At 72.8% G+C, this 16,781-nt stretch carries 15 protein-coding genes, 2 tRNA genes and 1 pseudogene; 9 read left to right on the forward strand and 9 right to left on the reverse strand.

Features of this window, described 5'->3' with window-relative positions; genetic code table 11:
• Window positions 1-138: 138 nt before the first annotated feature.
• Window positions 139-861: a DedA family protein gene (locus ACFV04_RS39365; RefSeq protein ID WP_380535838.1), complete on the reverse strand. Its 723-nt coding sequence runs from the start codon at window positions 859-861 to the stop codon at window positions 139-141.
• Between the two features lie 363 nt (window positions 862-1,224).
• Between ACFV04_RS39365 and fbaA the strand changes: the two genes are divergently transcribed.
• Window positions 1,225-2,247, forward strand: a complete 1,023-nt coding sequence (gene fbaA, locus ACFV04_RS39370) for a class II fructose-bisphosphate aldolase (protein WP_380337006.1) — start codon at window positions 1,225-1,227, stop codon at window positions 2,245-2,247.
• A gap of 91 nt (window positions 2,248-2,338) precedes the next feature.
• On the opposite strand, the gene ACFV04_RS39375 is transcribed toward fbaA, so the two are convergent.
• Entirely contained in the window at window positions 2,339-2,758 is a 420-nt protein-coding gene (locus ACFV04_RS39375) for a DUF3151 domain-containing protein (protein WP_360260130.1), read from the reverse strand.
• 282 nt (window positions 2,759-3,040) lie between these two features.
• Here ACFV04_RS39375 and ACFV04_RS39380 point away from each other — a divergent pair, with 282 nt between their 5' ends.
• Window positions 3,041-3,835: a DUF3152 domain-containing protein gene (locus ACFV04_RS39380; RefSeq protein WP_380337009.1), complete on the forward strand. Its 795-nt coding sequence runs from the start codon at window positions 3,041-3,043 to the stop codon at window positions 3,833-3,835.
• Window positions 3,836-4,116: 281 nt separating this feature from the next.
• Here ACFV04_RS39380 and ACFV04_RS39385 read toward each other — a convergent pair whose 3' ends face one another.
• The 4 genes from ACFV04_RS39385 to purS form a co-directional block, all read right to left on the reverse strand.
• Window positions 4,117-4,932 (reverse strand): sterol carrier family protein, encoded by an 816-nt coding sequence (locus ACFV04_RS39385; RefSeq protein ID WP_380337012.1) that lies wholly within the window; start codon window positions 4,930-4,932, stop codon window positions 4,117-4,119.
• Window positions 4,933-4,998: 66 nt separating this feature from the next.
• The gene (purL, locus tag ACFV04_RS39390) at window positions 4,999-7,269 is read right to left on the reverse strand and encodes a phosphoribosylformylglycinamidine synthase subunit PurL (protein WP_380337014.1); all 2,271 of its coding nucleotides are present in this window, start codon (window positions 7,267-7,269) and stop codon (window positions 4,999-5,001) included.
• Entirely contained in the window at window positions 7,269-7,946 is a 678-nt protein-coding gene (gene purQ / locus ACFV04_RS39395; RefSeq protein ID WP_380337017.1) for a phosphoribosylformylglycinamidine synthase subunit PurQ, read from the reverse strand. The genes purL and purQ overlap by 1 nt, the downstream gene beginning before the upstream one ends.
• Entirely contained in the window at window positions 7,943-8,197 is a 255-nt protein-coding gene (gene purS / locus ACFV04_RS39400; protein ID WP_049654013.1) for a phosphoribosylformylglycinamidine synthase subunit PurS, read from the reverse strand. Before purS ends, purQ begins: the two co-directional genes overlap by 4 nt.
• A 467-nt stretch (window positions 8,198-8,664) precedes the next feature.
• On the opposite strand from purS, the gene ACFV04_RS39405 reads away from it, so the two are divergent.
• The 7 genes from ACFV04_RS39405 (at window position 8,665) to ACFV04_RS39435 (ending at window position 13,321) form a co-directional block, all read left to right on the forward strand.
• Window positions 8,665-8,982: an Lsr2 family protein gene (locus ACFV04_RS39405; protein WP_030056585.1), complete on the forward strand. Its 318-nt coding sequence runs from the start codon at window positions 8,665-8,667 to the stop codon at window positions 8,980-8,982.
• Window positions 8,983-9,135: 153 nt separating this feature from the next.
• Window positions 9,136-9,208, forward strand: a tRNA-Gly gene (locus ACFV04_RS39410).
• A gap of 39 nt (window positions 9,209-9,247) precedes the next feature.
• Window positions 9,248-9,323, forward strand: a tRNA-Gly gene (locus tag ACFV04_RS39415).
• A 151-nt stretch (window positions 9,324-9,474) separates the two neighbouring features.
• On the forward strand, window positions 9,475-10,485 hold the full coding sequence (locus ACFV04_RS39420; protein ID WP_360260119.1) for an ABC transporter ATP-binding protein: 1,011 nt from the start codon (window positions 9,475-9,477) through the stop codon (window positions 10,483-10,485).
• Window positions 10,482-11,309, forward strand: coding sequence for an ABC transporter permease (locus ACFV04_RS39425; RefSeq protein WP_380337024.1), 828 nt, complete (start codon window positions 10,482-10,484; stop codon window positions 11,307-11,309). The genes ACFV04_RS39420 and ACFV04_RS39425 overlap by 4 nt, the downstream gene beginning before the upstream one ends.
• A gap of 96 nt (window positions 11,310-11,405) precedes the next feature.
• Window positions 11,406-12,623, forward strand: coding sequence for a sensor histidine kinase (locus tag ACFV04_RS39430; RefSeq protein WP_380535843.1), 1,218 nt, complete (start codon window positions 11,406-11,408; stop codon window positions 12,621-12,623).
• Window positions 12,624-12,700: 77 nt separating this feature from the next.
• A complete protein-coding gene (locus ACFV04_RS39435; protein WP_380337027.1) occupies window positions 12,701-13,321 on the forward strand; it encodes a response regulator transcription factor in 621 nt (206 codons plus the stop codon).
• A 27-nt stretch (window positions 13,322-13,348) separates the two neighbouring features.
• On the opposite strand, the gene ACFV04_RS39440 is transcribed toward ACFV04_RS39435, so the two are convergent.
• From ACFV04_RS39440 to ACFV04_RS39450, 3 genes and pseudogenes are all read right to left on the reverse strand, one after another.
• Window positions 13,349-14,248 carry a phosphoribosylaminoimidazolesuccinocarboxamide synthase gene (locus ACFV04_RS39440; RefSeq protein WP_380337030.1) on the reverse strand — a complete coding sequence of 300 codons (900 nt, stop codon included), beginning with the start codon at window positions 14,246-14,248 and terminating at the stop codon, window positions 13,349-13,351.
• A gap of 90 nt (window positions 14,249-14,338) precedes the next feature.
• Window positions 14,339-15,877: a N,N-dimethylformamidase beta subunit family domain-containing protein gene (locus ACFV04_RS39445; RefSeq protein ID WP_360260111.1), complete on the reverse strand. Its 1,539-nt coding sequence runs from the start codon at window positions 15,875-15,877 to the stop codon at window positions 14,339-14,341.
• A gap of 366 nt (window positions 15,878-16,243) precedes the next feature.
• Window positions 16,244-16,781, reverse strand: a pseudogene (locus ACFV04_RS39450) (hypothetical protein); the annotation flags it as partial.

Here is a 16,781-nt window from a genome sequence, read left to right on the forward strand (position 1 = left end):
GCCCGCCCCACAAACACCCCCCGCCGCCACCGGGCCGGCCGGCCCCGCGCCGGGGGGGGGCCGACAGGGGCCGGGGTCGTTAACCCTTCAAACCCGTGGAACGCCCCCGGCCCTTCGCCGTGCGCGGGAGGCGGGCGCTCAGCCCCGCCGGTGCCGACCGCCGCCGGCCTGCGCCGCGGTGTCGTCGGAGTCGTCGGCGCCGCCCGCCTTCTTCTTCTTCTTGCGCTCGCGCATGACCTCGAACAGGATCGGCGAGATCGACAGCAGCACGATCAGCAGCACCGCCGGGATCAGGTACTTGTCGATCACCGGGGCGAGCGCGTCGCCGAAGAAGTAGCCGATCAGCAGCATGGACTCGGTCCAGAGCACACCGCCGATGACGTTCCACAGGAAGAACGTCCGGGCGGGCATCTCCAGGGTGCCGGCGACCGGGTTCAGGAAGGTGCGGATGATCGGCATGAAGCGCGCCAGCACCACGGCCTTGCCGGAGCCGAACTTGTTGAAGTACTCCTCCGCCTTCACCACGTACTCGCGGCGGAAGATCTTGGAGTCGGGCTTGTCGAACATCTTCGGCCCGATCTTGGCACCGATCAGGTGCCCCAGCTGGGCGCCGGCGATCGCCGCGATCGGGCAGCCGACGAGCAGCACCGCGATCGGCAGCTTGGCACCGTCGCCGAGCACCGACGAGGCGGCGTTCGAGGCGGCGACGCCCGCGAGGATCAGCAGCGAGTCACCCGGGAAGAAGAAGCCGACCAGCAGGCCGGTCTCCGCGAAGATGATCGCTATCAGCCCGATGGCGCCGAGGGACGAGATCAGGGATTTGGCGTCGAGCAGGTTGACGGCCAGCTGGTTGTAGTCCACGGGCGCAGGATAGCGGGCGTACCTTGCGGGCGAGCGGGCGTACCGGACCGGGGGGCTCCCGGCCGGGCCATGCGCGGGGTTCGGCCCCATCCGCCCCACCGACCGCACCCGCCGCGCCGGCCCGGATTCCGACAGGCGGGCTACTGCTGACCTGCGGGCACGAGTCTGGGAAGATGGCCGAGGCGTCCGGTCCGCGGCGGCCCACCACCCTCATGGCCGTACCGCGGAGGTCGTCTCGAAGCCTGGTGCCGGAGAGCCACACCGCAACGCCGCGCGTCGGCGGGCCGGCACGAGTCGTCACGAAGGCGTACACAGCGTCGGACAGCACCGTCCGTACGCCGCAACCCGACAGGAGCGGATCGCATGCCCATCGCAACTCCCGAGGTCTACAACGAGATGCTGGACCGGGCCAAGGCGGGCAAGTTCGCCTACCCGGCCATCAACGTCACGTCGTCGCAGACCCTGCACGCCGCGCTGCGTGGCTTCGCCGAGGCCGAGAGCGACGGCATCATCCAGATCTCGACCGGTGGCGCGGAGTTCCTGGGCGGCCAGCACAACAAGGACATGGTGACCGGCGCGGTCGCGCTCGCCGAGTTCGCCCACATCGTCGCCGCCAAGTACGACGTCACCGTCGCGCTGCACACCGACCACTGCCCGAAGGACAAGCTGGACGGCTACGTCCGCCCGCTGCTGGCGGTCTCCGCCGAGCGCGTCGCCAAGGGCGAGAACCCGCTGTTCCAGTCGCACATGTGGGACGGCTCCGCCGAGACCCTCGCCGACAACCTGGCCATCGCCCAGGAGCTGCTGGCCCAGGCCGCCGCCGCCAAGATCATCCTTGAGGTCGAGATCACCCCGACCGGTGGCGAGGAGGACGGCGTCACCCACGAGATCAACGACGAGCTGTACACCACCGTCAACGACGCCGTGCGCACCGCCGAGGCCCTGGGCCTGGGCGAGCAGGGCCGCTACCTGCTGGCCGCCTCGTTCGGCAACGTGCACGGCGTGTACAAGCCGGGCAACGTCGTGCTGAAGCCGGAGCTGCTGCGCGAGCTGCAGGACGCGATCGGCAAGCAGTACGGCAAGACCGACCCGTTCGACTTCGTCTTCCACGGCGGCTCGGGCTCCTCCGCCGAGGAGATCGCCACCGCGCTGGAGAACGGCGTCGTGAAGATGAACCTGGACACCGACACCCAGTACGCCTTCACCCGCCCGGTGGCCGGCCACATGTTCGCCAACTACGACGGCGTGCTGAAGGTCGACGGCGAGGTCGGCAAGAAGAACACCTACGACCCGCGCACCTGGGGCAAGCTCGCCGAGGCCGGCATGGCCGCCCGCGTGGTCGAGGCCGCCGAGCAGCTGCGTTCGGCCGGCAAGCGCCTGAAGTGAGCCCCGCGGCCGCGTGAACGGACGCGGCACGCACACGGGTGCCCCCGGCGGTCCTCCGCCGGGGGCACCCGTGCATCGGGGTCCGGGTGTCCTACTGCTTGAGCTCCGCGTACGCCTCCGCGCTGCTGTCCTTCAGGAACTGCCAGCAGCGAGCCTCCTCCTCGGTCTCCTTGATCGCGCCGGCCGCGCGCGCGAGCGCCGCCAGGCAGCGCAGGAAGCCGCGGTTGCCGCGGTGCTCCCACGGCACCGGGCCGTGGCCCTTCCAGCCGTTGCGCCGCAGCGCGTCCAGACCGCGGTGGTAGCCGGTGCGGGCGTAGGCGTACGACTCGACGTACCGGCCGGCCGCGTTGGCGTCGTCGGCGAGCATCGCCCAGGCCAGGCAGAAGGTCGGGAACTCGGCCGCCACCTGGGTCGGTGAGGCCGACTCCTCCGCCAGCATCTTGTAGGGACGCTCCTCCTCGGGCAGGAGGGTCGGTTCGGGACCGTCGAGAAGATTCCTGTGGATCGCCATGCCCTGAAGTCTGCCACCCGAGGCGCAGGGGTCAACCGCCGCACCGTGCTCGGCGGGCCCACCGGTCCGCCGGCCGCGGCCCGTGATTCCGTCCTGCGGTCCCGCCGCGGCCCGGCCGGTGGTCCCGCTCCGTGATCTGCATACCGGGTACATGGACATTCACCCGTTCGCCATGCCAAGGTGACGATCGTGTCCGCAGTCCGACCCGCCGGTAGGCGAGCAGCCCCGAACCGAAACGGCGGCCGCAGACGTCGCCGGCCGCGCCGAAGAGTGGGCCCTGGCATGCTCACGGCATTGGTGGTGACCGCACTGCTCCTGGGCGCCACCGCGCTGGTGCTGAACCGGTCCTCCGGCACGCCGGCCGCCACGCCCACCACCCAGGCGCGGGCCGTCCCACCGGGCGAGGAGACCGCCTCGGTGGAAACGCCCCCGCCGGCCCCGGTCACCGCCCCGACGCCCACGCCGCCACCGGCCCCGGAGCCCACGCCCACGCCCACCGGGCCGGACCCCGGCCCCACCAAGGGCGCGGGCACCTTCACCGTCGCCCCCGCCACCGCCAAGGCGGTCGGCCGCGGCAACGTGCGCCGCTACCGGGTCGAGGTCGAGGACGGCATCGGGATCGAGGCCGCGGCCGCCGCCGCCCAGATCCACGGCATCCTCGGCGACCCCCGCGGCTGGACCAACGACCGCAAGAACGGCTTCCAGCTGGTCGCCGGCGGCTCGTACGACTTCACTGTGAAGATCGCCTCGCCCGGCACCGTGGACCGGATCTGCGGCGCCTCCGGCCTGGACACCCACGGCGAGGTCAACTGCAACGTCGGCAACCAGGTGCTCGTCAACTCCAAGCGCTGGAACACCGGTTCACCGCAGTTCACCGGACCGATCGACGAGTACCGGGCGCTGATCGTCAACCACGAGGTGGGCCACCGGATCGGCCACGGACACGAGGGCTGCCCCGCCCCCGGCAAGCCCGCGCCCGCGATGATGCAGCAGATCTACGGCCTCAAGGGCTGCACGCCCAACGCCTGGCCGTACTCGGCGGACGGCACCTACCTGAGCGGGCCCGCCGTTCCGTAACGCCTCCACCGGTCCGCCCGGCCCCGTTCCGCAGCGCCTCCACCGGTCCGCCCGGCCCCGGGCGGACCGAGCTCCTCCCCGGCAAGGGCGCGGCGGCGCTCGCCCGGACCACGCCCAGGGGCGAGGGGGACATCGTGCTGCTGCGGTCGCAGAAGACCGGGCCGGGCCGGCCCCCGCCTTCACCGACGAACCGCTGCCCACCGGTGAACCGCTGCGCAGGACCGCCGAGGCGCCGACGGGTCAGCTGCGCCGAAGCCCGTGGCAGCGGTCCGGCGCCCCGGTCAGCCGAGCACCGGCAGGTGGGCCCGCAGGTCGCTGCGCTCCCCGGAGGCGGACACCGCGGCCGCGTCCACCGCCGCCGCCCAGCCGGTCCGCCCGGTGGCCAGCCGGATCCAGGTCAGCGGGTCGGTCTCGACCACGTTGGGCGGGGTGCCCCGGGTGTGCCGGGGGCCCTCGACGGCCTGCACCACCGCGTACGGCGGGATCCGCAGCTCGACCGCGCCACCGGGGGCGCGGTCCGCGAAGGCGTCGGCCAGCATCCGGGTGACGGCGGCGACGGCCTGGCGGTCGTGCGGGAAGGTGTCCCGGCCGAGCGCCTCGGCCAGGTCGTCGGCGTGCACCACGGCCTCGACCAGCCGGGTCACCAGGTAGTCGGTCAGCAGCATCGGCCGACCGACGACCTGGGCGGTCCGCTGCCCGGGTGCCGCCGTCGCGGGCCGGTCGAGCACGGCCCGGACGGCGTCGAGCGCCCGGTCGAACGCGGCGGCCACCTCCTCCGGCGGGCCCGCGAAGCCGGTCGCCGCGTGCTCGGTCACCGCGGTGTCGACCGCCTCGGCCATGGTCCGGCTCAGCGCCGCGTAGCCGGCCAGTGAGAGCACCGGACCGTCCGGCACCGGACCGTCCACCGCGGCGGGCAGCCGGCCCAGCGCCAGGCCCAGGTGGGCCAGCAACTCCCGGACCCGCCAGGAGCCGAGCCTGGTCGGCCGGTCCAGGTCCTCCTCCGTCAGCCCGTGCACGACGGCACGCAGCTCCTCGTTCTGCGCCGCCAGCGCGGCGCTCACCTTCTGCGGCTGGTACGTCCTGGGCTTGGCTGGCACGGGCCTCAAGATACGCCGAGGGGCGGGCGGTTCACCAGGAACCACCCGCCCCTCGGGAGCCGTGCATCAGCCCAGCAGGGCCTCGATGACGCCGGTGTGGGCGTCCTTCAGCTCGGCCAGCGAGACGCTGAACTGGCCCTGGACGTCCAGGTCCTGGCCGTCCACGACACCGATCCGGGTGGCCGGCAGGCCACGCGCGGTGCACATGTCGTTGAACCGGAGCTCCTCGCTGCGCGGCACCGCCACGACGGCGCGGCCGGCCGACTCCGAGAACAGGAGGACGAACGGGTCGGTGCCCTCGGGCACGACGATCCGCGCGCCGTGGCCGCCCTTGAGGCAGCTCTCCACGAGCGCCTGGCCGAGACCGCCGTCGGAGAGGTCGTGCGCGGCGTCGATCATGCCGTCGCGCGAGGCGGCGATCAGGATGTCGCCGAGCAGCCGCTCGCGCTCCAGGTCCACCGCGGGCGGCAGGCCGCCGAGGTGCTCGTGGACCGCCTGGGACCAGGCCGAGCCGCCGAGCTCGTCCGCCGTGTCGCCGAGCAGGTAGAGCAGCTGCCCCTCCTCGGCGAAGGCGGTCGGGGTGCGCCGGGTGACGTCGTCGATGACGCCGAGCACCGCGACCACGGGGGTCGGGTGGATGGCGACCTCGCCGGTCTGGTTGTACAGCGAGACGTTGCCGCCGGTGACGGGGGTGCCGAGCACCAGGCAGGCGTCGGCCAGGCCGCGGGTGGCCTCGGCGAACTGCCACATCACGTCCGGGTCCTCGGGGGAGCCGAAGTTGAGGCAGTCGGAGACGGCGAGCGGCTTGGCACCGCCGGCCGCGACGTTGCGGTACGCCTCGGCCAGGGCCAGCTGGGCGCCGGTGTACGGGTCCAGCTTGGCGAAGCGGCCGTTGCCGTCGGTGGCGACCGAGACGCCGAGGTTGGTCTCCTCGTCGATCCGGATCATGCCCGAGTCCTCGCCGACCGAGAGCACGGTGTTGCCGAGCACGTAGCGGTCGTACTGGTCGGTGATCCAGGACTTGGAGGCCTGGTTCGGGTGGCTCGCGACCTTCAGCAGGTCGGCCTTGAGGCCCTCGCCGGTGGTCGGGCGGGCCAGCCGCTCGGCCGTCGGGGCGTCCGCCTGCAGCGCGTCCTGCCAGCTCGGACGGGCGTAGGGGCGCTCGTAGGTCGGGCCCTCGTGGGCGACGGTGCGCGGCGGGACGTCCACCACGAGCTCGCCGTGCCAGAAGATCTCCAGGCGCTCGCCGTCGGTCACCTCACCGATGACGTTGGCGATGACGTCCCACTTCTCGCAGATCTCCAGGAAGCGGTCGACCTTGTCCGGCTCCACGATCGCGCACATGCGCTCCTGCGACTCGCTCATGAGGATCTCCTCCGGCGAGAGCGTGTGGTCGCGCAGGTGCACGGTGTCGAGCTCGATCCGCATGCCGCCGGAACCGGCCGAGGCCAGCTCGCTGGTGGCGCAGGACAGACCGGCGCCGCCGAGGTCCTGGATGCCCTTGACGAGCTTCTCCCGGAAGATCTCCAGGGTGCACTCGATGAGGAGCTTCTCCTGGAACGGGTCGCCGACCTGGACCGCCGGGCGCTTGGCCGGCTTGGTGTCGTCGAAGGTCTCGGAGGCCAGCACCGAGACGCCGCCGATGCCGTCGCCACCGGTGCGGGCCCCGTACAGGATGACCTTGTTGCCGGCGCCGGAGGCCTGCGCGAGGTGGATGTCCTCGTGCTTCATGACGCCCACGCACAGCGCGTTGACCAGCGGGTTGCCCTGGTAGCAGGAGTCGAAGACGACCTCGCCACCGATGTTCGGCAGGCCCAGGCAGTTGCCGTAGCCGCCGATGCCCGCGACGATCCCGGGCAGCACGCGCCGGGTGTCCGGGTGGTCGGCCGCACCGAAGCGCAGCGGGTCCATCACGGCGACCGGGCGGGCGCCCATCGCCAGGATGTCGCGCACGATGCCGCCGATGCCGGTGGCCGCGCCCTGGTAGGGCTCGATGTACGACGGGTGGTTGTGCGACTCGACCTTGAAGGTGACCGCGTAGCCCTGACCGACGTCGACCACACCGGCGTTCTCGCCGATGCCGACGAGCATCGCGTCAGCCCCAGGAGTCCCGGCGGCAGGCTTCTTCTGGCCGAACTGCTTCAGGTGGACCTTGCTGCTCTTGTACGAACAGTGCTCCGACCACATGACCGAGTACATCGCGAGTTCGGCGCCGGTCGGGCGGCGGCCGAGGATCTCCCGGATGCGCGCGTACTCGTCCTCCTTGAGGCCGAGCTCGGCCCAGGGCTGGGCGGCGTCCGGGGTCTGCTCGGCGTTCTTGACGGTGTCGAGGCTCATCAGGCGTTCACCAGCTGCTTCAGGACGGAAGTGAAGAAGCCCAGGCCCTCGGTGGTCGGACCGGTGAGCGGCTCCACGGCGTGCTCCGGGTGCGGCATCAGGCCGACGACATTGCCGGCGGCGTTGGTGATGCCGGCGATGTCGCGGTACGAACCGTTCGGGTTGACGTCCAGGTAACGGGCCACCACCCGGCCCTCCGCCTCCAGTTCGTCCAGGACGTGCGTGTCCGCGACGAAGCGGCCCTCGCCGTTCTTCAGCGGGACGACGATTTCCTGGCCCGCCGAGTAATCCCGGGTCCAGGCGGTGCCGGCGTTCTCGATGCGCAGCTTCTGGTCGCGGCAGATGAAGTGCAGCGAGTCGTTGCGGGTGAGCGCGCCGGGCAGCAGGTGGGATTCGCAGAGCACCTGGAAGCCGTTGCAGATACCGAGCACCGGCATTCCGAGCTTCGCCTGCTCGATGACGGTCTCCATCACCGGGGAGAACCGCGAGATCGCGCCGCAGCGCAGATAGTCGCCGTAACTGAATCCGCCGGGCAGGACGACGGCGTCGACCTGGTGGAGATCCTTGTCACGGTGCCAGAGGGCGACCGGCTCCGCGCCGGCGAGGCGGACCGCCCGCTGGGCGTCGCGGTCGTCGAGGGAGCCGGGGAAAGTGACGACGCCTACGCGGGTGGTCACTTGCCCTCCTCCTCGACCCGGACGGTGAAGTCCTCGATCACGGTGTTGGCGAGAAAGGTCTCGGCGGCTTCGCGGATACGGGCGAGCGCCGCGTCGTCGACCGGGCCCTCCACATCCAGCTCGAAACGCTTGCCCTGGCGGACGTCGGCGATCCCGGTGAATCCGAGACGGGGCAGTGCACGCTGCACCGCCTGTCCCTGGGGGTCGAGGATCTCCGGCTTGAGCATGACGTCGACTACGACGCGTGCCACTGGCACTCCCGGTGGTGTCTTCGGTGAGGCGGGGGAACTCCAGACTACCGGTGGTTTCGGGCAGGATTGCTGGCCGGGGATAGCGACGCGCGTAGACCCGGGCCCCTTACGCCACAAGGGATCCGGGCCCCCGACCCCCCGTCCGGGGCTGCCGGTTTCCGCGGATTCGGCACCCGGAACGAGCGCCTCCGAAGAACACCCGAAAACGGCACTTGGGGACAGATCCGCCCGTCCTGCACACCGTATCCGGCAGTCCCGCGAAGACACGTGAATATCCGGAAAAGAATGCCGGACTCTTCGATTTCGACCCCCTTCGGGTGCAGAATAGGGCCACCTGTCGCGGCAAGTGCTGCGTATCAGGCGGGCCGTCCGGCCTGCCCGTATGCGCTTGCGCGAGTTGGTGCACATCAGGCCCCGGGCGTACCCCCGCGGACCGGTGGCCGAATTGCCCGAGAGGATTGACACCCATGGCTCAGCGTGTAGTTGTCACGCTCTCCGACGACCTGGACGGCGGCGCCGCCGCGGAAACCGTCCACTTCGGCGTCGACGGGAAGTCGTACGAGATCGACCTGTCCGTGGACAACGCGGAAAAGCTGCGGGAGGCCCTCGCTCCGTTCGTCGCCGCCGGCCGCCGCCAGAGCCGCACCGGAAAGTCGTTCCGCCGCACCGCCCTCACCCCGGACCCGGCCGCCGTCCGCGCCTGGGCCCTGTCCCGCGGCATGGAACTGCCGGCCCGCGGCCGCATCCCCAAGCACGTGTACGAGGCGTTCGCCGAGGCGAACTGACCCTCGCGGCTCGGGGGGCACCCGCCCCCTCCGGTCGCCCCGCCCGCCCGGACCGAAAGGGTGGGGCGACCACCCCGAACGATGCTGTAGAGTATTCCTCGTCGCCGCAACGGAGAGATCCGAAGAGGCGGCGGGTGCCCCACCAGGCACCGTGCGGACGTGGCTCAGTTGGTAGAGCATCACCTTGCCAAGGTGAGGGTCGCGAGTTCGAATCTCGTCGTCCGCTCGCAGTGCGCGAGCACAGCACAACTCAATAGTTTGACCTGCGGACGTGGCTCAGTTGGTAGAGCATCACCTTGCCAAGGTGAGGGTCGCGAGTTCGAATCTCGTCGTCCGCTCCAAAACGAAGGGCCCCCTCGATCGAGGGGGCCCTTCGGCATTCCCGCCCCGAAATCCCCCATGACATTTGTCATCGCCGACCCGTGGATCCCCACCGCGATGTCATGACGGCGCGCACTGCCCGCGCGGCCGGGGCGGCGGAAGGCTTGGGGCATGGAAACGAGCAGCCCCTCCCGCCCCACCGACAGCGTGATCGAGGTCACCGGCCTGCACCGCCACTACGGCAGCGGCGCCACCGGCTACCACGCCGTCCGGGGCGTCGACCTGACCGTCGGCCGCGGCGAACTGTTCGCCCTGCTCGGCACCAACGGTGCGGGCAAGACCTCCACCATGGAGCTCATCGAGGGCCTGGCCGCCCCCAGCGACGGCACCGTCCGGGTGCTCGGCCACGACCCCCACCGGGAGCGCGCCGCCGTCCGCCCGCGGATCGGCATCATGCTCCAGGAGGGCGGCTTCCCCGGCGACCTCACCGCCGCCGAGACCGGCCGCGCCTGGGCCGGGATGACCAGCGGCGCCCGCCCGGTCGAGGAGGCGCTGGAGCTGGTCGGCCTCGGCCACCGCCGCGACGTCCGGGTCAAGCAGCTGTCCGGCGGCGAACGACGTCGGCTCGACCTCGCGATGGCCCTGCTCGGCCGCCCGGAAGTGCTGTTCCTGGACGAGCCCAGCACCGGCCTCGACCCCGAGGCGCGCGCCTCCGTCTGGCGACTGGTCCGCGACCTGCGCGCCCAGGGCACCACCGTGCTGCTCACCACGCACTACCTGGAGGAGGCCGAGGAACTGGCCGACCGGCTGGCCGTCATGCACGGCGGCCGGGTCGTCACCGCGGGCACCGTCGCCGAGGTGATCGCCGGGCGGCCGTCCCGGATCTCCTTCGAGCTGCCCGAGTTCGCCGGCGCCGCGCTCCCCCTGCTGGCCCCGGCCGAGGTCACCGTCGACGGCCGCAAGGTCACCGTGCAGACCACCGCCCTCCAGCAGACCCTCCACGACCTGCTCGGCTGGGCCCACCACCACGGCGTCGTGCTCGGCGCCCTGGACGCCCGCAGCGCCTCGCTGGAGGAGGCCTTCCTCGCCATCGCGTCCGAGGCCGCCCACCAGGCCCCGCCGCAGGCACCCGCCGCCCCCGCCCGTCCCGCCCGCCGCCGCCTGATCGGATCCGCCCGATGACCACCGCCGCCAACGCCGCCACCGGTGCCCCGAGCACCACCGCCGGCCGCCTGCTCTCCCTCGGCCGCGCCGAGGCCACCCTGCTGCTGCGCAACCGCACCGCCCTGTTCACCGCCGTGGTGCTGCCGGTGGTGCTGATCAGCTCGCTGCGCGGGATCCTCGAGAAGCAGGCCGAGAACAACCCCGGTCTGGACGTCGACTCGATGCTGGTCTACGGCTCGGTCGGGATGGTCCTGGCCTTCGTCGTGTACTACAACCTGACCGCCGCGTACGTCGGGCGGCGCGGCGAACTGGTACTCAAGCGGCTGCGCACCGGCGAGGCCCGGGACATCGAGATCATGCTCGGCACGGCCGTCCCCTCGCTCGCCCTCGGCCTGCTGATGGCCGCCCTGATCGGGGTCGGCGGCGGCCTCGGCCTGCACCTGACCATGCCGGTCAACCCGCTGCTGATGCTGGTCGGCCTGGTGCTGATCCTGGGCACCATGATCGCCCTGGCCGCGCTGTCCAGCGCGTTCACCAAGACCGTGGAGAGCGCGGGCATCACCACCCTGCCGGTCATGCTGGTCATGCAGTTCGGTTCCGGTCTGTTCGTCCCGCTGGAGGTCATGCCCTCGCAGCTGGCCGACGCCTGCCGGCTGCTGCCGACCACCCCGGCCTTCCAGCTGATCCGGGTCGGCTGGTTCGGCACCGACGGCTCGGCCGCGCCGACGGACTTCGTGGGCAGCTGGGGCACCGCCGCCCCGCACCTCGTCACCGGCACGGTCTGGCTGGGCCTCGCGGTCTGGGGCGCGGTGCGCTACTTCCGCTGGGAGCCCCGCCGCTGAGCGATCGTCGGCAATCCGAAGGACCGCCCCCCGTTCGACCTCTGATATGAAGGCAGCAGCAGGATCATGGTCGGACCGGGGGGACAGCACGTGGACATGCGCTCACCGCTGCGCAGGTGGCGCGGCTTCGGCAAACCCCAGCGCGCCGAGATCTACTTCCGCTGGTCGATCTACCTGATGCCGCTGGCCGCGGTGCCGACGGCGCTGCTCAGCCTCGGCGCCCACCTCGACCAGTACTCGGCCGGCTCCGCCCGGGTCTCCCTGGCCGTCTCGCTGGCCACCACGCTGGTCGGCCTCCGGGCCTGCCGGACCTCGCTCGACCACTACCTCGGACGGCCCGCCGACCACCGCCGCTGGCTCGTGATCAACGGCGCGGTCACCGTCGCCGGCACCTGGGCCCTGCTGCTGACCGGCCCGACGGCGGACGGGACCGGCGCTCCGCCGTCCACCGTCCTGGTCACCACCGTCCTGCTGATCGTCGCCTACGGCCCGATCTCCATCGGCCTGCGGCTGTGGTGGTCCGCCCCGGCCGCCGTCCTCCTCGCCCTGCTGATCGCCCCGGCGATGGTCCTGGCCGGGCTGAGCGCCGCCACCACCGCCGGACAGCTGATCGGCACCCTGCTCGGGATGCCCTTCATCGCGGCGAGCTGCCGCAGCTTCGCCTGGCTGACGGCCGTGGTCTGGGAACTGGACGGCACCCGCGAGACCCAGTCCCGGCTCGCCGTCGCCGAGGAGCGGCTGCGCTTCTCCCGCGACCTGCACGACGTGATGGGCCGCAACCTCACCACCATCGCGCTGAAGAGCGAGCTCGCCGTCCAGCTCGCCAAGCGCGGGCGCCCGGAGGCCGCCGACCAGATGGTCGAGGTGCAGCGGATCGCCCAGGAGTCGCAGCGCGAGGTCCGCGACGTCATCCGCGGCTACCGCACCGCCGACCTGCACGCCGAGGCGATCGGCGCCCGCGCGGTGCTCCGCTCCGCCGACGTCACCTGCGAGATCGACCTCGGCGAGGACGCCGACGGACTGCCGCCGCACGTCCAGTCGGTGTTCGGCTGGGTGATCCGCGAGGCCACCACCAACGTGCTGCGGCACAGCGAGGCCGAGCGCTGCCTGATCCGGCTGCGCCGGGAGGACGGACGGGCGGTGCTGGAGCTGGAGAACGACGGGGTGCCCGCCGTCCCGCTCCCCTCCCAGGGCGGTGGCACCGGGCTGCGCGGCCTGCGCGAGCGGCTCGCCGCCCACGACGGCGAGCTGACCGTGCCGACGGCCGGGACGGGCGTCTTCCGGATGCTCGCCACCGTTCCGCTGCCGGACTGAGCGGGCCGAACGCCCCGGCCGACCCGAGCGAACCGACCGACCCGAGCGAACCGAGCGAACCGAGGAAGTGCCGACCGATGACCGACACCGCGCCCGTCCGCGTCCTGCTCGCCGACGACGAGCACCTGATCCGCGGCGCGCTGGCCGCGCTGCTCTCGCTGGAGGACGACATCGAGGTGATCGCGCAGGCCGGCTCCGGCCCGGAGGCGCTGGCGATGGCGCAGTCGCACCGGCCCGACGTCGCGGTGCTGGACCTGCAGATGCCCGGCAGGGACGGCATCGAGGTGGCTGCCGAACTGCGCCGGCTGCTGCCGGACTGCCGCTGCATGATCGTCACCGGCCACGGCCGTCCCGGCTACCTGAAGCGGGCGCTGGAGGTCGGGGTGCGCGGCTTCCTGCCCAAGACCGTCTCGGCCGCGGACCTGGCCGGCATCATCCGCACCGTGCGCTCCGGCGGCCGGTACGTCGACCCGGAGCTGGCGGCGGACGCGATCAGCGCGGGCGAGACCCCGCTGACGCCCCGCGAGACGGACGTCCTGGAACTGGCCGCCGACGGCACCCCGATCGCCGAGATCGCCGCCCGGGCCGCGCTCTCCCAGGGCACCGTCCGCAACTACCTGTCCTCGGCGGCCACCAAGCTGGGCGCGGAGAACCGGCACGCGGCGGTGCGGATCGCCCGCGAGCACGGCTGGATCTGAGCAGCCGCGCCCGCGGGCGTCATGGGGTCACTGCCAGGTGGTGCCGGTCAGCCGCTCGTACACCTCGATGTACTTGGACCGGGTCTTCTCCACGACCTCGGCGGGCAGCGCCGGCGGCGGCTGCTCGCTGTAGCGGTCCCAGCCGGAGGCCGGGGAGACCAGCCAGTCGCGGATCAGCTGCTTGTCGAAGGACGACTGCGAGCGGCCCGGCCGGTACTCGTCGGCCGGCCAGTAGCGCGAGGAGTCCGGGGTGAGCACCTCGTCGCCGATCACCAGCTCGCCGTCCGACAGGCCGAACTCGAACTTGGTGTCGGCCAGGATGATGCCGCGGTCGCGGGCGATGTCGCGGGCGCGGGCGTAGACGTCCAGGGTGGTGCGGCGCAGCTGGTTGGCCAGCTCGGCGCCGATCCGGCGGGCGGTCTCCTCGTAGGGGACGTTCTCGTCGTGCTCGCCGACCTCGGCCTTGAGCGCCGGGGTGTAGATCGGGGCGGGCAGCTCGGAGCTGTTCTCCAGGCCCTCGGGGAGCGCGATGCCGCAGACCGTGCGGCTCTCCTCGTACTCGGTCAGGCCGGAGCCGGCCAGGTAGCCGCGGGCGACCGCCTCGACCGGGATCATCTCCAGGCTCCGGCAGACCAGCGTGCGGCCCTTCCAGTCGGCGGGGGCGCCGGCCGGGACCTCGGTGGAGATCACGTGGTTGGGGACGATGTCCTCGATCCGCTCGAACCACCACAGCGAGAGCTGGGTGAGGATGCGGCCCTTGTCGGGGATCTCGTTCGGCAGCACCCAGTCGTGGGCGGACGTCCGGTCGCTGGCGACCATGACGAGCTCACCCGACTCGGTGCGGTAGAGGTCGCGCACCTTGCCGGTGTGCAGGTGGACCAGGCCGGGCACCTGGACCGGCTCGGGCTTGGTGACAAATCCGCTCAAGGTGTCTCAGTCCTCAGGGGTCGTTCGCGGGCGTGGGGCACTGCGAAAGGGGAGGTCACTGCCCCCGCAGTCTTTCACGCCCGGCGGACCTCAGTTCTTGCAGAGCCGGTCCAGCAGGTTGGCGGTGGCCCGCTGGATCCGCTCGTCGGTCAGTCCGGGGCGGCCGAGCGCGGGCGACCAGGCGAAGGTGCCGGCCGCGAAGACGTACGCGCCGCTGGGCGCCCGGTACAGCGAGGTCTCCTGGTAGCGGGTGCGGCCGGCCGGGTCCTGGTAGGGCGAGTGCGCCAGCAGGACCCGCTCGGTGTGCTCGGGCAGCGCCACCTTGGGGTAGTAGCGGTCGGCCTCGCCGGCGACCAGGCCGGGCAGCTCGTCGCCCTCCTGCAGGCCGGTGCCGTCCCAGAGCCAGTGCGCGGTGTGCCGGGCGACCAGCGGGACGGGCGCGGCGACCCGGCCCGAGTACTGCACGCCGAGCAGGTGCTGCTCGGGCTCCCCCGCGTCCCGCCACAGCGCGCTGGAGGCGCCGGTCGCGCCCGCCGCCGGACTGCCGGGCCCGACCTTCTGGCGCTTGCGGCAGTTGAGCAGCCGATTGGGCTCGCCGGAGGCGGCGGCGGTCAGCTCGACCCGCCAGTACATGGTGTTGGCGGAGAGGAACACCAGCGAGGTGCCGCCGTCCCTGGCCCGCTCGGCGGCCCGGCGCATCGGCGCGGACCAGTACTCGTCGTGGCCGGGGAAGACCAGCGCCCGGTGCCGGGACGGGTCGACCAGGCCGGCGTGCAGGTCGGTGGCGGTGGCGTAGGAGAGGTCGTAGCCGTAGCGCTCGGCCCAGCGGATGAAGTCGTACGCGTGGCCGACGTGCAGCGGCAGTCCGGCGGTCGCGTGCGGGCGGTCGAAGGAGACGGTGACGGCCGCCTCCGGCTCGCCGACCAGGCCGCCCAGGCCGTCCCAGGCGTGGTACAGGCTGGCCCCGGTGCGACCGTCCTCGGGGAAGAGGTTGTAGGCCTGCCAGGTCACGTCGGGGAGCACCAGCAGCAGCTCGGCGGCGTGCCCCTGGTCGTCGAAGTCCCGCACGGTGAACGGGATGTGGCTGCGGTGCAGCATGTCCGCGGTGGTCAGCACGGCGACGTACGAGCCGGGCTTCCAGTGCACCGGGACCTGCAGCCGCCAGGAGTGCCACCAGTGGTGGCAGGAGACCGTCCGGTCGACCACCAGCGGCGCGGGCTGGGCGAGGCCGGCGATCAGCGGGCTGGAGGTGACGTGGCGGGCGCCGTCGCCGCCGTAGTGGCCGATCCGGTAGACGTCCACGGTGAACTCGCGGGGCGGGTTGACGGTGACCCGGAAGTCGACCGACCCGCCGGGCCGGATCACCCCGGCCGAGGCGAAGCCCTTGATCTGCTGGTCCACGTCGTTGGCGCCCTGCGGGGTGCCGACCGGCGGCTTGGGCCGCACACCGGCGGTCAGCGGCTGCTGGCCGGGCGCGTCCACCGAGACGTACCAGGGGACGGCGCCCTCCGCCCCGGCCAGGTACTGGTCCGGACTGCGCAGCCAGGGCAGCGGTCCCTGACCGAAGGGGTCGGAGACGCTGTAGGCGTGCGTTCCGGACTCCCAGCGGGGGTTGAGTTCGGTGCCCACGCGCCCCTCCCAGGTGCACTTCCGTGACTCCTCGCCCGCCTCCGGGCGCTCCCGATCCGGTGTCGACGCTCCTCGCTCCGGCGCTCTCCCCCGGCCGTCCGGCCGGGGGTACCCCCATCGCTCACGTGTTGCTCGTCGCTTTCGGCACCGGCGCGCCCTTCGGCTCCCGAGGCCCGGTTGGCACGTGCCCCCCGGGTGTGCGTGCGGTCCAATACACCACAGAGTGCTGGTGCTCCGTCACCCTCCGGCGCCAATTGGTGCCGGGAATCTCGCGGGCCGCCCGGAGGGGGCCCCCGGCCTGCGAGGACGACCGGCGGCCGGGCCGTCCGGGGGCGCGTGCGGGAGCGTCGAGCGCCGTCCCACCCGTCACAGCCGGACCGGCTTCTCCATGCGGACGTCGGCCGCGTCCAGCCAGGCGCGCAGCGGGCCGTCCTGGCCCTGCTCGACGGCCTGGGCGACCGGGCCGGCCAGGTCGGTGCGGCGGACCCCGCCGAGCAGCAGCACCGGGCCGTCCAGCCAGTCCAGGCCGGGGGCGCCGCCGGCGGTGTCCACGGCCGCGCAGCAGACCATCGCGGTGACGTGGTCGACCAGCAGGTCGCGGCCGGAGCGGTCGGGTTCGAGCAGCGGCGCCGGGGCCGTGGTGCGGGCCAGCTGGGCGGCGAGGGCGGCGGCCAGCCGCTCGCCGTCGCCCTCGGCGAGCCGGACCAGCAGCCGGGTGAGGGTCGGGGCGCCGGGGCGGGACTGCGGGGCGAGGCGGTCCAGGGCCGCCTGCAGGGCGGCGGCGCCCGCCCGCCAGCCGGCGTCCACCGCCTCGGCCGGGTAGTCGGTCCACTCCAGCTCGTGCCAGGCGCCGGCCGCCGGGCGGCCGAAGAACAGCTCGGCGGCGAGCCGGGACACCGCCCGG

Source organism: Kitasatospora sp. NPDC059599, from assembly GCF_042735125.1.
GTDB lineage: Bacteria > Actinomycetota > Actinomycetes > Streptomycetales > Streptomycetaceae > Kitasatospora.

Coding starts and splice junctions, on each gene's coding strand:
- fbaA (WP_380337006.1), top strand. CDS start 1,225: ATGCCCATCGCAACTCCCGAGGTCTACAACGAGATGCTGGACCGGGCC.
- ACFV04_RS39375 (WP_360260130.1), bottom strand. CDS start 2,758: ATGGCGATCCACAGGAATCTTCTCGACGGTCCCGAACCGACCCTCCTG.
- ACFV04_RS39380 (WP_380337009.1), top strand. CDS start 3,041: ATGCTCACGGCATTGGTGGTGACCGCACTGCTCCTGGGCGCCACCGCG.
- purL (WP_380337014.1), bottom strand. CDS start 7,269: ATGAGCCTCGACACCGTCAAGAACGCCGAGCAGACCCCGGACGCCGCC.
- ACFV04_RS39405 (WP_030056585.1), top strand. CDS start 8,665: ATGGCTCAGCGTGTAGTTGTCACGCTCTCCGACGACCTGGACGGCGGC.
- ACFV04_RS39420 (WP_360260119.1), top strand. CDS start 9,475: ATGGAAACGAGCAGCCCCTCCCGCCCCACCGACAGCGTGATCGAGGTC.
- ACFV04_RS39425 (WP_380337024.1), top strand. CDS start 10,482: ATGACCACCGCCGCCAACGCCGCCACCGGTGCCCCGAGCACCACCGCC.
- ACFV04_RS39430 (WP_380535843.1), top strand. CDS start 11,406: ATGCGCTCACCGCTGCGCAGGTGGCGCGGCTTCGGCAAACCCCAGCGC.
- ACFV04_RS39435 (WP_380337027.1), top strand. CDS start 12,701: ATGACCGACACCGCGCCCGTCCGCGTCCTGCTCGCCGACGACGAGCAC.